Below are 14,255 nucleotides of genomic sequence, written 5' to 3'. Positions count from 1 at the left end.
AGCAAGACAGACAAAGGCCCCGGAGTTCACTCCGGGGCCTTTTCAATGGGGGCGCCCCTGCCGGCGGCCGCCGATGGAGAGAGACCATGAACCCGATCCACTGGAGCGAGGCGCCGCATTATCTCTGGGCCGGCGATTGCGAGGGCTGGCGCCTGTGCGACACGCCCGAGCTGAGCGTGATCCACGAACGCATGCCCGCCGGACGCAGCGAAACGGCCCATCGTCACGCGCACGCCCGGCAGGTCTTTCGCTGCCTGAGCGGGCAGCTGCGGATTGCCACGCCCGACACGATCCACACGCTGTCCGAAGGCCAGTCGCTGGAAATTCCGCCCGGCACATGGCACCGCGCCCATTGCGAGACCGAAACCACATTCCTGGTGATCTCGGCCCCCTCGACACGCGGCGACCGCGAGGACGCCGCCGGCATGACGAGGTAACCCCATGCCCTATGTCCTGACCCGCGACACGGCGACGGCGGCCCACCTGCGCGCCTGGCCGCATAACGCGCTCAACCCGCGCGGCTTCGCCATGACCATCGGCATGAGTGCCGCAACGCTGGCGTTGCCGCTGATCGCGGTGCTGGGATCGCCGGTTCTGTGGGGGCTTCTGCCCTTTGCCGGGCTGGCGCTGTGGGGGCTGTGGTTCGGGCTGGACCGGAACTGGCGCGACCGCCAGATCGTCGAGGAAATGACCCTGTCGCGACAGGGCCTGTCGCTGATCCGCAAGAACCCGAGGGGGCCGCAGCAGGACTGGCAGGCAGACCCGCACTGGGCGACGATCCGCATGGTCCCGAGGGGCGGCCCGGTCGAGAATTACCTGATCCTGGGCGGTGGCGGGCGCGAGGTCGAGCTGGGCGCGTTCCTGACCCCCGACGAACGCGCGACGCTGCATGACGAGCTGGCCGCGCTGTTCATTAGCCTGAAATCCTACGTCTGAGCGCTCAGGACGCCGCGCCGCTGAGCCGCGCCTTGACCTGCGGGCCGACCGCGCCGAAATCCATCTGCCCGGTATAGCGCGACTTGAGCGCGTTCATCACCGGTCCCATGTCGCGAATCGATCCCGCTTCCAGCTCGGCGATGACCTCTTCGATCGCGGCGGCCACTTCGTCCTCGGACAATTGGCGCGGCAGATAGGTCTCGATCACCTTGATCTCGGCCTCTTCGCGCTCGACCAGCTCCAGCCGCCCCGCCTCTTCATAGGCGCGCGCGCTTTCCTGACGTTGCTTGACCATCCGCGACAGGACGGCGGTGATCTCGTCTTCGGACATTTCCCGATCCTCGCCGTCGCCGCGCAGGGCGATGTCGCGATCCTTGATCGCGGCATTGATCAGGCGCAGCGTGGACAGCCGAAGCTGGTCCTTGTTCTTCATCGCCTGCTTGAGGTCGTCTGTGATCCGGGCGCGAAGCGTCATCAGGTCGGTCCTGTTTGGGTCAACAGTCGCGCACCATACGCGCATGCCCCACCGAGGGCAATGTTTTCGCCGCACCTGCAAACAGCGAAAGCCGGGCCGGAAATTCCTGCGCGATGACCGGGGTTCAGGCCCTTGACACGCGCGCGGCGATACCGCAAATAGCGCCGCGTGGGGGCTGTAGCTCAGATGGGAGAGCGCGTCGTTCGCAATGACGAGGTCAGGGGTTCGATCCCCCTCAGCTCCACCACTTCTCTCTCTTTTTGGCGTTCTTTCCCCGCTGACGGCCCTGCCCTGAGCGGGTCTGCCGCTTTGTTGCAAGCCGCCGGCTCGCCGGGTCAAAGGACGCGCAGCAGCAGGGATTCCGCGAAACCGAAACGCTGTGTTCGCGACTCGCGGGCGGCCCTGCCCCCGGGTGTGACAAAATCGCCTTTACACCCGGACATGGGGCAGTAGAGTAAGGTCAAGTGGTTGGTGTGACCCTTGTTCTTGTTGTTCACCGTCCTTGCGTTCCCAGTATTCGAACATCGGTCAGGTGTGTTCCGGAAGGAGCTATGAAACTTCGTATCTTACAGGTCGATGACGATCCTCACGTCCTGGAAATCTCGCGCATTGCCCTCGAGGACATAGGCGGGAATGAGGTTTATCAGTTCCAGAACGGTCGTGACGCGATAGACAATGCCGCGGCATTGTCGCCGGATGTGATCCTGCTCGATCTCATGATGCCCCGGCTCGGGGGTCAGGATGTGCTGCAGGGATTGCGCCAGATCGCATCATGCGCCGATATTCCGGTTCTTTTTATGACCGGGCGGACGGACACCGCAGAAAGTGGCATCGGAAAGGAGCCGGGCGTTATCGGCTTTCTGAAGAAACCTTTCGATGCCATGACCCTGTCCCAGAGCATCCGCGATGCAATGGGATTGGAAAGGCCGGTGTAGTTTTTTTGATGCAACGCAATACCTGTTTCATCCGCGTAGACAATTAAGAGACGGCTAAGGCGCGGATCAGGAGGATCACAGGATGAAGCGAGCCAATATTGGCGCAAGCCAAGATCACGCCGCCGAAACGGGTGATGACGATCGCCCCGCGATGCGGGTGGCCGTCGTCGATGACGACCCCTTCATTCTGGAACTGGTCGAGCTTTTCATCAACGAGGTCAGCGCCTGCGACGTTGTGCCGTTCGATTCCCCGCTCAAGGCGCTGGACGCGATCCGCGAAGGCACGAAGGCATTCGATTGCCTGCTGCTCGATATCAGCATGCCGCGCATGGACGGTATCGAACTCTGCCGTGAAATCCGCAAGGTCGAGGGATATGCGCGCGCGCCGATCATCATGCTGACGGCGATGACCGAACGCGATTACGTCGACCGGGCCTTCCGCGCCGGGGCGACCGATTACCTGACAAAGCCCATCGACATGCTAGAGCTGCGCGCGCGGCTCAAAAGCGCGAACCAGATCGTCGAAGCGCTGCGCGATGCCCAGGAAAGCGTGCAGGAGAAAAAGAACGACGCCACCGCGTTCGAAAGAACGGCGCCGGTTCTGGGAATTTCCGGGCTTCTGGATTACGCCGCGCTGGTCAATTACCTGATGCAGCTGTCGCGCGGCAAGCTGGGCCAGGTGCAGGTCGCGGCCGTGGCCCTGCGCGACGCCGACCGCATCGTGCGCGAAAACGATTCCGAGGTTTTCCTGGCCCTCATGGCCGAGATCGCCCAGAGCGTCAGCGAGGTTTTCGACCCGCTCGACAGCGTGCTGGCCTATTGCGGCGGCGGCAGTTTCGTCGTGATGTTCCGCGACGAAAGCATCCGCCAATCGGCCGAGATCGAGAAACAGGTGCAAGAGGTTCTGGACCGCGCCATCGCCGGGAACCGGCAGGAGCGGCTGCCCGACGTGTCGATCACGATCAGCAACCCGATCAACTCGATCGCGGGGGATGCCAACCGGGTGCGCAAGATCCTCGACCGGGCGATCGAGCGCGCCCATGCCAAGGCCGCGATCTGAAAGACCGCGGCCCCTGCGCTTTGAACGTACAGTCCTTTGGTGGCTTGGCAGGCGGTGCCTATTCGGCGGCCTGCGCCTGATCCGTCGGCACGGTGAACCAGAACATCGTCTGGCCGCCCGGTTCGCTGTCGAAACCGATCGTGCCGCCCGATTGCTCGACGATCTCCTTGCAGATGCTCAGCCCCAGCCCGGTGCCGCCGCGGCTGCGCTTCGACGACATCTCGGCCTGTGCGAAGGGCTTGAACACGCTGTCGCGGAAATCGTCCGGAATGCCCGGCCCGTCATTGGTGACGCTGACGCGGATGGCATCGCCCGACTGGATCGCGATCACCCGGATGGTTGAATCCGGCGTCGCGAATTTCGAGGCATTGGACAGGAAATTCGCCATGACCTGCTGGAATTTCTTTGGGTCGCAATAGCCTTTGAGCGAGCGGTCATAGGCGATGATGCTGCAATGAACGCCGTATTCCCGGGCGATCGGATCGTTGGCCAGGATCGCCTCTTCGAGCATCGGCACGATCTCGCACCGGGTGATCGAAAACGCGGCCCGTCCGGTCGAGAATTTCTCGAAATCGAGGATATCGTCGATCAGCGCGTGCAGCCGGTGGCCGTTTTCCTCGGCGATGTACAAAAGCCGCGCCGCCTGTTCGGGCAGCTTGTCCGCCATCATCGAATTGAGCAGCGTCAGCGCGCCCAAAATCCCCGTCAGCGGCGTGCGCAATTCGTGGCTGACGGTCGCGATGAACTCGCCCTTCATGTCGGTCAGTCGGTGCTGCTCTGACACGTCGACGATCTGCAGAACCCATTCGACGGGCTGGCCGTCGCTATCATGCACGACGCCGGCGATCATCAGCCCCCAGATCAGCGACCCGTCCTTGCGCACGAACCTCTTCTCGACCTGATAGGTGCCGATCTCGCCCGCGATCATGCGCCGGACACGCGCCGTGGCCTGTTCGCAATCCTCGGGGCGGACGATGTCCTGGAAGCTGAGCTGCGACAGTTCTTCGGGCGTGTAGCCCAGAAGATCGGCAAGCGCCTGATTGGCGCGCAGGATCCGCAGGTCCAGCCCGTTGATCGCCTTGCCGATGGGCGCATGGTCGAAGGCGAGCCGCAGCGTTTCGGCACTGCGCCGGATCTCGTGCTCGGTTTCCTTCATGTCTGTCACGTCGATCATCGCTCCGGTCAGGCAGATCGGGTTGTTGTCGGCATCGCGTTCGCCCACGGTGACGCCTGCGCGCACCCAGCGCCATTCCTCGTCTTCGGATTTGCGCACCCGGTAGTCAGAATGCGCATGGCGTGCCCGACCGTCCAGACATTTCCGCACCGGCGCCAGGGCCCGTTCCAGATCGTCGGGATGCACGCGGCGACGCCATTCCGATTGCAGGTAATCGGAATCGCCGCCGAAAATCCCCATCATTTCGCGCCACACGCGCGAAACCTTGACGGTATCGGTCCGGGGATAGAACTCGAACACGCCGATCCGGGCGCTTCGCACCACGCTGTCCGACAACAGAAGCTCGTCGCGCAAAAGCCGTTCGGTGCGGACCTCGTGCCGGATGTCGCGCACCAGGATCGAGCACGACATGCCCCCGTCGGGATCGAGGAACGGCGAGATAAAAAGCCCCAGATCCAGATCCCGGCCCTTCAGATCGCGCCCTGCCACCCCCCGCACCACGGCATCCGAGGCCGCCGGGTTGACGTGTTCGATCAGCCGCTCCAGCGAGTATCCCGGCAGGAAGTCGGTGATCGGATGGCCGACGATCTCATCGGCAGGGCCGCCCAGCAACGGTTCGAGCAGCTCGCAGACATCGGCGACATGTCCGTCACGTCCGACAATCAGCATCGGAATCCCGCAATTGCGGCAATTCGGCTTCACCTGGGCAGTGATCATTGGGCGTCTATCCGTCTTGGTCCGTGGGAAACCGCAGGAGCCGGTTCACCATGATTCGACATATATTCTCGGCCAAGAATGTGGCTAAACTCTGGATCCGATGGAAAAATCCGGCTCCCGGCGCGCCGGCGCACGAGTCCTGCACACACACGCCGAGAGGCGTCGCCACGGGCCCGAAAGCCCCCTCAGTTGAACTAAACATTACTAAAAACACGCCAAACTTGCGCCACATTCGCCGACCACATTGGGTTCAGCGAAGGAGAAACCGGCGCGATGCAACCGAGAAACAGGTACGATTCCGATTCGGACTGGCAGCCCGCCTCATTGACCATGCTGGTGGTCGATGACGATGAGATCGCCTGCGAGTTGCTGAAGGCCGGGCTCGGCGCGTTCGGCAATTATAAGGTCGAATCCGTCAACAGCGCCGCAGAGGCGATGGAGGCGATCACCCGCCGCACGCGTCCCTACGATTGCTTCTTTCTCGATATCGAGATGCCGGGCGGCTCCGGGATCGAGCTGTGCAGCTGGATCAAGAGCCACGAGCAGTATCGCGAAACCCCGGCCATCATGGTGACGGCGCGCTCTGAACGCGCGTTCATCCGGGATGCCTTTGCCGCCGGGGCCATAGATTACATCACCAAGCCGTTCGACATGGCCGAGCTGCGGTCGCGCGCGCAAATGGCAGAGCGCCTGATCGCCGCGACCCGCGAGACCGGCAGCGCCTCTGCCAATGGCCCTGCCCGGCAAAGCGTCGGCTTTGACGAAGCCATCGTGATCGAGGGCATTCCCGGCGTGATCGACTACGTGGCGATGAAGAATTACCTCAAGCAGCTGTCGCGCTCGCGCCTGTTCTCGACGGCGCTGGTCGCGTTCCGGCTGGACGGACTGAATCATGCCTATGGCCGTCTCTCGGCGCGGGAATTCCGTGCGCTGCTGACGCTGGCCACGCGCAAGCTGAAACAGGCGATCGGGCATCCCGACGCGCTGATCGCCTATGCCGGCGAAGGGTGTTTCATCGCCGAACTGGAAAGCGTGACGGGCCTCGACGGCGCCGATATCGCCCGCAAGGCCAGTCTGGCGCTGTGGAATGCCGGGTTCCCCGGCAGCTTCGACTGCACGACGACCGCGTTTCAGGGCGGAACGCCGCAACGGATCGGCGTTCTGTTCTCGCATGGCGCTGTCGACAGGTCGCTCGACGTGGCCTTCGCGTCGGTGCACCACCACGTGGACCGGCCGCGGGCGATCCCGGCGAATGACAGTCGCTGGAGCATCGCGTGAACACGAATGCAAGAATTGTGGTTGGGAATGGACCGGAAACGATGGACGAATCGCAGCAACAGCTGAACGCGGCAATCGACCGCCTTAGGCCGCGCTACGTGTCGACCATGACGGATTTCTCCGAGCGCCTGAGCGCGGCACTGGACGAGCAGGCCCGCACCGGGCCCAATGATGCGGCCCTGGATGAGATCCGGTTCGTGGCGCACCGGCTGGCAGGCACGGCGGAATCCTTCGGCTGGGGCGAGATCGGCGCCCATGCCGCGCAGGTGGATACGCTGATGACCGGCTGCGACGCCGAGACTTGCGATTCGCATCGCCACCTGACACCGGTCCGAAAGCTGCGCGACATGCTGCTCAGGGCGACGCGCGCCGAAGCGACGCCCCGACGCTTGCGCTGACAAAGACCGCGCTGAAAAAGCGGCGGCTTTTCTTTTCCTACAGACAGGCAAGACCCCGGCCCCCGCCCCTTCGGCGGGGGCTTTCCTTTGCGCGTCAAGTTAACCGTTGACATAACAACGTCGATCCGTCATCCCTGAACCGTTGTCATGGCAACGCATTCCGGTCGGCTCTCGTTTCCCGGCTCAGGACGCGTTCGTGACCCGTGGAGGAGAGACACAATGAATGCTCAGGACAAGGCCCAGTCGCTCAGCGACCTGATGGAAACCGTGCCCAACATCACCGACCATCTGTTCAGCAATGCCCCCAAGGCGGCGCTGACCATCTACAGCCAGATGATGCCCGGCGACGGCGTGCGGCCCGAATTCACCACATGGCGCGACGAGCAATGGGCGTGGCGGAACACCATCGCCGTGCACGACCAGAGCTATCACATGCAGTCGCTGCATGTGCGCGGCAAGGATGCGCTGGCCTTCACGCAATACCTGTCGGTCAACAGCTTCAAGAATTTCGGCATCGGCGCGGCCAAGCAGCTCGTCTGCTGTTCGCCCGAAGGCTACCTGATCGGCGACGCGATCCTCTACCGCATGGACGAGGACGATTACATGGTCGTGGGCAACCCCGCGACGACCGAATGGGTCGAGTTCAACGCCCAGACGCTTTCCTATGACGTCACGACCGAGCTGGACCCGATGTGGACGCTCAACAAGGCCAAGAAGCGCGAATTCTACCGCTTCCAGGTCGAAGGCCCGAAGGCCTGGGAGCTGCTGGAAGAGCTGAACGGCGGCCCGCTGCCCGAAATCAAGTTCTTCAAATCGGCCGAGATCAACATGGGCCCGCACAAGGCGCGCGGGATGCGCCATTCGATGGGCGGGATGCCGGGGCTGGAAATCTCGGGTCCCTGGGCCGAGTACAAGGACGTGAAGCGGCTGTTGCAGAAGGCGGGCAAGAAATACGGCCTGCGCATGGTCGGCTCGATCGCCTATTTCACCACCGTGATCGAGAGCGGCTGGTGGGCCGTTCCGGTCTCGGGCGTTTATACCGGTCAGGGCACGAAACCCTATCGCGACTGGTGCTCGGCCAAGAACGCGGCGATGCGGATGTCGCTGGGCGGCAGCCTCTATAGCGAAAACATCGAGGATTACTACGTCACGCCCTATGACGTGAATTACGGCCATATCATCAAGTTTGACCACGATTTCATCGGCCGCGAGGCGCTGGAAGCGATGGCCGACAAGCCGCATCGCCGGAAGGTGACGCTGGTCTGGAACGCCGATGACGTGCTGTCGGTAATGCAGGCGCAGTTCGAGGGCGGCGAGGCCAAGGACAAGCCGCTGCCGATCACCCTGCCCTTGGCCGCGATTGGCCGGATGCACTACGACAAGGTGACGGACAAGGACGGCAACATGATCGGTCTGGCCACCTATCCCGGCTATACCGAGAACGAGCGCGCGATGATGTCGCTGGCCTCGGTCGATGCCGATTTCGCCGAGCCGGGCACCGAGGTCGTGCTGTATTGGGGCGAGGATGGCGGCGGCAGCCGCAGCGCGGGCAATATCGAGCCGCACAAGCAGGTGAAGATCCGCGCCACCGTCGCGCCCAGCCCGATCAGCCGCGCGGCGCAGAGCTACCGCTCGGATATCGGTATCAAGCGCGGCTCGCTTCAGGACGTGTGACCGGCAAGGCCCCGGCGCTCCCGGCGCCGGGGCTATCGCCAGAAGGCCGGTCGGTCGGCTCCTGACGCAAGAGGAGAAGCCATGCACACCTACATCCCTTACGGGGCCTATTGGTCGACACCCTTCGCCCGCTGGCAGGGGTCGCTCTCGCATCTGCATTCGATGGAATTCCTGGCCCACACCGCGAAATCCGAACTGGCGCGGCGGAATATCGACCCCGGCGTCTTCGACTTCGCCGCGCTTGGCATCACGATGATCCAGCATCACGCGTTCTACGGCCTGCCCTGGGTCACGGCGATGATGGGCATCGAGCATCTGCCCGGCCCGACCGTCAATCAGGTCTGCGCCACCGGCGCGCGGCTGGTCGCGACGGGCGTGGGCGAGATGGCGGCGGGCAACAGCGAGGTCGCGCTTCTAATGTCGGGCGACCGGACCTCGAACGCGGCGCAGGTCTATTACCCGGCGCCCCACGCGCCCGGCGGTGCCGGCGTCACCGAGAACGTGATGTTCGACAATTTCATGGACGATCCCTTCGCGAAATGCGCGATGGTCGACACGGCCGAGAATGTCGCGCGGAAATTCGGCATCACGACCGAGGAACAACACGACGTGGCGCTGTACCGTCACGAACAATACCAGGCGGCTCTGGCCGATGACCGGGCGTTTCAGAAGCGCTTCATGGCTGACAGCTTCGACGTTCCCGACGCGAAGTTCCGCAAGACCGTCACGACGCTCAGGGGCGACGAAGGCGTCTATCCGACCAGCGCCGACAAGATGGCGGGCCTGAAACCCATGCGTCCGGGCGGCACTGTGACCTATGCCGGGCAGACCCATCCCGCCGACGGCAACGCCGCGCTGGTGATGACGAAGACCGCCGAGCGCGCCCGCGACCTGTCGCCGGTCAGAGACGGGCCGCTGGTCAGGGTGCTGGCGACCGGATCGGGACGCGAAGACCCGGCTTTCATGCCCGCCGCACCGATCCTTGCGGCGAAACAGGCGCTCCAGCGCGCGGGGCTGGAGATGACGCAGATCGACGTCATCAAGTCGCACAACCCTTTCGCGGTGAACGACATCGCCTTTGCCCGCGCCTTTCAGCTCGACTGGAAGAGCATGAACAATTTCGGCTCGTCACTGATCTGGGGCCATCCGCAGGGCCCGACCGGGCTGCGCGCCATCATCGAGATGATCGAAGAGCTGGAACTGCGCGGGGGCGGCTATGGTCTGTTTCAGGGCTGTGCCGCGGGGGATAGCGGCATGGCGGTGATTATCGAGGTCCGCTGAGCGGTCCTTGACGCGCAACACGCGCCCGGCAGAGGCTGGCGGGCGGCATCGAGGGAGGGAAAGATGGCACAAGAACCCAAGCGGGCCGAGGAGACCCGCGCAGCGTGGAAAGCGGTGCTCGAAAAGTACGACGAGGACCGCAGCACGCCTCTGAACGCGCAATACTGGTCCGACAAGGACACCTGGTCGCGCGACAGGATCCGCGCCGTGCAGGATGAGAAGATCGCTGCCGTGGCGCCGTTTCTCTACGAGAACAGCGATTTCTACCGCCGCCGCTTCGACAGGCTGGGCGTGGCGCCGACCGATCTTCGCGACGTGGACAGCCTGGTCGCGAACTGGCCCGTCGTCACCAAGCAGGAGATGATGGAGGACGCGGTCGCGCATCCGCCCTATGGCACCTACACCACCTGCGGACAGGCGGAATGGGCCGATCGCGGCTGGATGCATTTCTCGTCCTCGGGCTCGACCGGCGTGCCGCGCGTCTTCCGCTACACCCATTTCGACCGCCGGTTCTGGGAGCAGGCCAATGCCAGGGCTCTTTTTTCCGGCGGGCTGCGCAAGGGCGATGTCGCCTTCCCGATGGTGGGTTTCGGCCCCCATGTCTTTGCCTGGGGGGTGCAATACACGCTGGCCAAGATGGAACTGCCGGTCATTCCCGGCGGCGGCATGGACGGCAAGGCGCGGGTCCATCATATCGACCGTTTCAAACCCACGGTTCTGGTCTGCACGCCGTCCTACGCGCTGTATCTGGGCCGGGTGATGCAGGATATGGGCCTCGATCCGGCCGCGTCGTCGGTCAAGTGGCTGGTGACGGGCGGCGAGCCGTTTTCGGGCGTCGCGGGCACGCTGGAGCGGTTGCAGGACCTGTGGGGCGCGAAGTCGCTGGAATTCTACGGCTGCACCGAGGTCTCGCCCCATTGCGGCGGCTATTCCTGCCCGGAATACCAGGAGGGGGACGAGAATTTCATCCACCTGATGGAAGATATCCAGGTCTGGGAAACCGTCGACCCGACGCAATTGAAGCCGGTGGGCGAAGGCGAAAGGGGCCTCACCGTCTGCACCAATCTCAACAGCGAAAGCTCGGCGCAGCTGCGGTTTCTGGTGGGGGATTACACCCGCCTGTCGACCGAGCCCTGCGCCTGTGGCCGCAACCACGTCCGCGCCATGGGCTGCATGACCGGGCGCTCGGACGACCTGATCAACCTGCGCGGCATCAAGTTCTTCCCGGTGCAGATCGAGGAAGCCGTGCGCGCCGTGCGCGGCACCGGCGACGAGTTCCAGATCAAGCTGGTGACGCAGGAAGACGGGCTTGATGTGATGACGGTGCTGGTCGAGCACACCGATCCCTCGGCGGGCGAGGCGGTCGCCAGGGAAATCCGCTCACGCTGCGAGATCCGCTGCGCGGTCGAGGTTCTGGCGCCCGACACGCTGCCCAAGACCGAGATGAAAGCCAAGCGCGTGAACGACCTGAGGAACAAGGGCTGATGCTGAAATCCACTCTGAGCCGCCGTGTCGAATGGGGCGATTGCGACCCCGCCGGCATCGTCTTCAATCCGCAATTCTTCCGCTGGTTCGACCACGGCACGACCATGCTGTACGAAGCCGCGGGCTGGCCCAAGCAGGAAATGCTGAAGCGCTTCGACGCGGCGGGCTGCCCGCTGGTCGATACCCGCGCGGTGTTCAAGGCGCCCTGCCGCTATGGCGACGATGTCGAGATCACCACCGAGATCGCCGAGGTGAAGGACCGCAGTTTCGACATCCGCCACACGCTGACCCTGAACGGCAAGCTTTGCGTCGAAGGGTTCGAAACCCGCGTCTGGACCGTCAAGGACCCCGAACGCGGCATCAAGTCGGCGCCGATCCCGGCCGAGCTGGTCGCGCGCTTCAAGGGCGAAGGCTGATGAGCGAGCCGCATCAGGGGCGCTGCCTGTGCGGCGATGTGGTCTACGAGGCACAGGGGCAGCCGTCCACCGTGACGGTCTGCCACTGCCGCTTCTGCCAGCGCGCGACCGGCGGCGCCTATCTGGTCGATGCGCTTTACAAACGGGCGCGGTTCCGGCTGGTTCAGGGGCAACCCGCCACCTATGACCACCTGTCCGAGGGCAGCGGCCACATCGTGCAGATCCGTTTCTGTCAGCGTTGCGGCACGAAACTGTGGCTGGAGTTTCAGCGCTGGCCCGACTTGGTCGGGATCTACGCCGGCACGCTGGACGACCCGAACGGCTTCGACCGCAGCCCGGCGCGGACGCATTACATCTTCGCCGATCAGGCGGCAGACTGGACGGTGATGCCCGAAGGCGCGCGGGTCTATGGCGGGGATCTGTCGACGCCCGAGGGCGCGCGCATCGCGCCGCTTTGTCTGGATGCACCCCGCATCAGCGGACAGTAGCGGGCCGGTGCCTCAGAAATCCTCGCTGTCGATGGCCAAGAGGTCGGGGATACGCTTGTGCATCCGGCGCAGCAGTGCGGCGAGCGTGGCGACCTCGTCGCGGCTGAGATCGGCCAGCATCAGCGCCTCGCGCCGCCTTGCGACGACGATGATGCGATCATGCAGCGCCCAGCCCTCGTCCGTCAGCTCGATCAGCTTGCGGTGATTCTGCGGGTCTTCCTGCCAGCTGCGCACGAGGCCGCGCGCTTCCATCGCCTTCAGTCCCCGGCTGGCCGCGGCCTTGTCCAGGCCGATGACCTGACACATCCGGTAGGCGGTGATGCGCGGCTCGATCGCCAGCATCGCCAGCATCCGCCACTCGGTCACGCCGATGCCGAATTCCTTCAGGTACAGGTTCGATGAACTGCGCGACCACTTGTTGCCGACGGCGCTGATCAGGAACGGAATATAGCCGTCGAGATCCAGAACGGAATGCCCGTCGCGGTCCAGCGCGGGCAGGTTCGATCCGTTGCTCAGGTCGCTCGGTGCCGCGCGGGCCGCATCGCGGGTCATGGCGTCTCTCTCCTCAGGTCACGTCCCCCTTTTACTGGCGCATCGCCGCGAAGACCACTGCCGCATTGCAGCGCAAGCCATCGTCGCAGGGACGGCCGTCACCGCATCAAAAGCGTTGACATAGCAAATATTGCTATGACAACCTGTCGCTGTCCATGGTTTTCCATGGACCGGCTGCGAAAGCAGTCCGGGGAGGAAACCGTCCAGGGGAGGACACCATGATTTCGCGGACCATCGCCCTTGCGGCGGCGGCCGGCCTTTTGGGTACGGCAGCCGGCGCACAAGACGCCTATCGCATCGGTCTGAGCGGCGCGCTCACCGGCCCCGTTGCCGGCAGCTACGCGCCCGCCATCGAGGGGCTTCAGCTGTATATCAACCGCCTGAACGAGGGCGGCGGCATCGACGGCCACCCGGTCGAGCTGATCGTGCTTGACGACAGCGGCGAGCCGTCGCGCGGCGCCACCAATTCGCGCCGCCTGCTGGGCCAGGAAGAGGTGGTGTTGATGATCAATGCCAGCCTGTCCTCGACCTATGCGCCGATGATGGCCGACGCCCGCCGCGCCGGGGTGCCGCTGCTCTTTGCCGCTTCGGCCTGCCCGGCCGAGGTCTATCCGCCGGCCGAGCCGCTTCTGTTCTGCACCACCGCTTTCGCCGCGCGCTATGACAGCCAGGCCACGCTGGACTTCATCGAGGCGCAGGCGGGCACCGATATCTCGCTGGGCCTGTCGGCCATGGCGATCCCGCTGTCGCGCGGCGAGATCGAAGCCGCCGAGGGGCTCGCCACCGAGCGCGGGATGCGCCCGCAGGCGCCGACCATCGTGCCGCCGCCCACCGCCGATTACACGCCCTTCGCCACGACGATCAGCCAGGCGGGAGCGGACTGGGTCTATTCCTGGGCGCCCTGGGTGACCGAAGTGCGCACCTTCGAAGCCCTGCGCCGTCTGGGCTGGGAGGGCGAATACATCGCCTGGGCCCATCTGGAAGCCGAAGGCGAACTCGCGCGTCTGCAGGATGAAGGCTTCTACGCCATCGGTGCCAATTCGCTCTTCGCCGAGGATCTGCCGGTCCACCAGGAAATCCGCGCAGCGGCCGAAGCGGCGGGCGCGACCTATGCCCCCGACCAGATGGCCGAGGGCTGGATCGCCGGTCTGGTGATCGACGCGGCGCTTCAATCGGCGGGCTGGCCCGCGGATGCCGAGGCCGTCAACGCCGCGATGGAGAATCTGAACGTCGATACGCAGGGCCTGCGCGGCGGTCCCATCGAATGGACGCCCGAGAACCATTTCCGCGCGACGCAATATTACCGCGTCTACCGCTGGAATGCCGATGAAGGCGCAATCGACGTGGTCCAGGACTGGGCCGCCTATACCGTCGAATAAGGACGTC

Annotated in this window: 15 protein-coding genes and 1 tRNA gene; 13 read left to right on the top strand and 3 right to left on the bottom strand. The window is 64.4% G+C overall.

Annotated elements, in window-relative coordinates; genetic code table 11:
* Positions 1-86: 86 nt before the first annotated feature.
* Together C4N9_RS15465 and C4N9_RS15460 are read left to right on the top strand one after the other, a co-directional pair.
* Positions 87-437, top strand: a complete 351-nt coding sequence (locus C4N9_RS15465; protein ID WP_109534245.1) for a cupin domain-containing protein — start codon at positions 87-89, stop codon at positions 435-437.
* Positions 438-441: 4 nt separating this feature from the next.
* Positions 442-936 (top strand): DUF2244 domain-containing protein, encoded by a 495-nt coding sequence (locus C4N9_RS15460; RefSeq protein ID WP_109534244.1) that lies wholly within the window; start codon positions 442-444, stop codon positions 934-936.
* Between the two features lie 4 nt (positions 937-940).
* Here the strand turns inward: C4N9_RS15460 and C4N9_RS15455 are convergent, their stop codons facing one another.
* The gene (locus C4N9_RS15455) at positions 941-1,411 is read right to left on the bottom strand and encodes a GatB/YqeY domain-containing protein (RefSeq protein WP_109534243.1); all 471 of its coding nucleotides are present in this window, start codon (positions 1,409-1,411) and stop codon (positions 941-943) included.
* A gap of 171 nt (positions 1,412-1,582) precedes the next feature.
* Here C4N9_RS15455 and C4N9_RS15450 point away from each other — a divergent pair.
* The 3 genes from C4N9_RS15450 to C4N9_RS15440 all read left to right on the top strand — a co-directional run bounded on the left by C4N9_RS15450 (position 1,583) and on the right by C4N9_RS15440 (position 3,406).
* A tRNA-Ala gene (locus C4N9_RS15450) sits at positions 1,583-1,658 on the top strand.
* Positions 1,659-1,962: 304 nt separating this feature from the next.
* Entirely contained in the window at positions 1,963-2,346 is a 384-nt protein-coding gene (locus C4N9_RS15445) for a response regulator (RefSeq protein ID WP_109534242.1), read from the top strand.
* Positions 2,347-2,428: 82 nt separating this feature from the next.
* Positions 2,429-3,406: a response regulator gene (locus C4N9_RS15440; RefSeq protein WP_109534241.1), complete on the top strand. Its 978-nt coding sequence runs from the start codon at positions 2,429-2,431 to the stop codon at positions 3,404-3,406.
* A 58-nt stretch (positions 3,407-3,464) separates the two neighbouring features.
* Here the strand turns inward: C4N9_RS15440 and C4N9_RS15435 are convergent, their stop codons facing one another.
* Complete coding sequence (locus tag C4N9_RS15435; protein ID WP_109534240.1) at positions 3,465-5,297, bottom strand: sensor histidine kinase; 1,833 nt, start codon at positions 5,295-5,297, stop codon at positions 3,465-3,467.
* A 273-nt stretch (positions 5,298-5,570) separates the two neighbouring features.
* On the opposite strand from C4N9_RS15435, the gene C4N9_RS15430 reads away from it, so the two are divergent.
* The 7 genes from C4N9_RS15430 to C4N9_RS15400 all read left to right on the top strand — a co-directional run bounded on the left by C4N9_RS15430 (position 5,571) and on the right by C4N9_RS15400 (position 12,317).
* Positions 5,571-6,575: a response regulator gene (locus C4N9_RS15430; protein ID WP_109534239.1), complete on the top strand. Its 1,005-nt coding sequence runs from the start codon at positions 5,571-5,573 to the stop codon at positions 6,573-6,575.
* 41 nt (positions 6,576-6,616) lie between these two features.
* Positions 6,617-6,973 (top strand): Hpt domain-containing protein, encoded by a 357-nt coding sequence (locus C4N9_RS15425; RefSeq protein ID WP_109534238.1) that lies wholly within the window; start codon positions 6,617-6,619, stop codon positions 6,971-6,973.
* Between the two features lie 219 nt (positions 6,974-7,192).
* The gene (locus C4N9_RS15420) at positions 7,193-8,647 is read left to right on the top strand and encodes an aminomethyltransferase family protein (RefSeq protein WP_109534237.1); all 1,455 of its coding nucleotides are present in this window, start codon (positions 7,193-7,195) and stop codon (positions 8,645-8,647) included.
* An 81-nt stretch (positions 8,648-8,728) separates the two neighbouring features.
* Complete coding sequence (locus C4N9_RS15415) at positions 8,729-9,928, top strand: thiolase family protein (RefSeq protein WP_109534236.1); 1,200 nt, start codon at positions 8,729-8,731, stop codon at positions 9,926-9,928.
* Between the two features lie 63 nt (positions 9,929-9,991).
* Positions 9,992-11,413 carry a phenylacetate--CoA ligase family protein gene (locus C4N9_RS15410; protein ID WP_109534235.1) on the top strand — a complete coding sequence of 474 codons (1,422 nt, stop codon included), beginning with the start codon at positions 9,992-9,994 and terminating at the stop codon, positions 11,411-11,413.
* Complete coding sequence (locus C4N9_RS15405) at positions 11,413-11,829, top strand: acyl-CoA thioesterase (protein ID WP_210404053.1); 417 nt, start codon at positions 11,413-11,415, stop codon at positions 11,827-11,829. The genes C4N9_RS15410 and C4N9_RS15405 overlap by 1 nt, the downstream gene beginning before the upstream one ends.
* Positions 11,829-12,317 (top strand): GFA family protein, encoded by a 489-nt coding sequence (locus tag C4N9_RS15400; protein WP_109534234.1) that lies wholly within the window; start codon positions 11,829-11,831, stop codon positions 12,315-12,317. Before C4N9_RS15405 ends, C4N9_RS15400 begins: the two co-directional genes overlap by 1 nt.
* Positions 12,318-12,329: 12 nt before the next feature.
* Here C4N9_RS15400 and C4N9_RS15395 read toward each other — a convergent pair whose 3' ends face one another.
* The gene (locus C4N9_RS15395; protein WP_109534233.1) at positions 12,330-12,869 is read right to left on the bottom strand and encodes a MarR family winged helix-turn-helix transcriptional regulator; all 540 of its coding nucleotides are present in this window, start codon (positions 12,867-12,869) and stop codon (positions 12,330-12,332) included.
* A 218-nt stretch (positions 12,870-13,087) separates the two neighbouring features.
* On the opposite strand from C4N9_RS15395, the gene C4N9_RS15390 reads away from it, so the two are divergent.
* The gene (locus C4N9_RS15390; protein WP_168192251.1) at positions 13,088-14,248 is read left to right on the top strand and encodes an ABC transporter substrate-binding protein; all 1,161 of its coding nucleotides are present in this window, start codon (positions 13,088-13,090) and stop codon (positions 14,246-14,248) included.
* Positions 14,249-14,255: the final 7 nt, after the last annotated feature.

It is taken from the genome of Pararhodobacter marinus, assembly GCF_003122215.1.
GTDB lineage: Bacteria > Pseudomonadota > Alphaproteobacteria > Rhodobacterales > Rhodobacteraceae > Pararhodobacter > Pararhodobacter marinus.
Note: the sequence above shows the minus strand (reverse complement) of the source record. Positions and strands in the feature narration are given on the sequence as shown.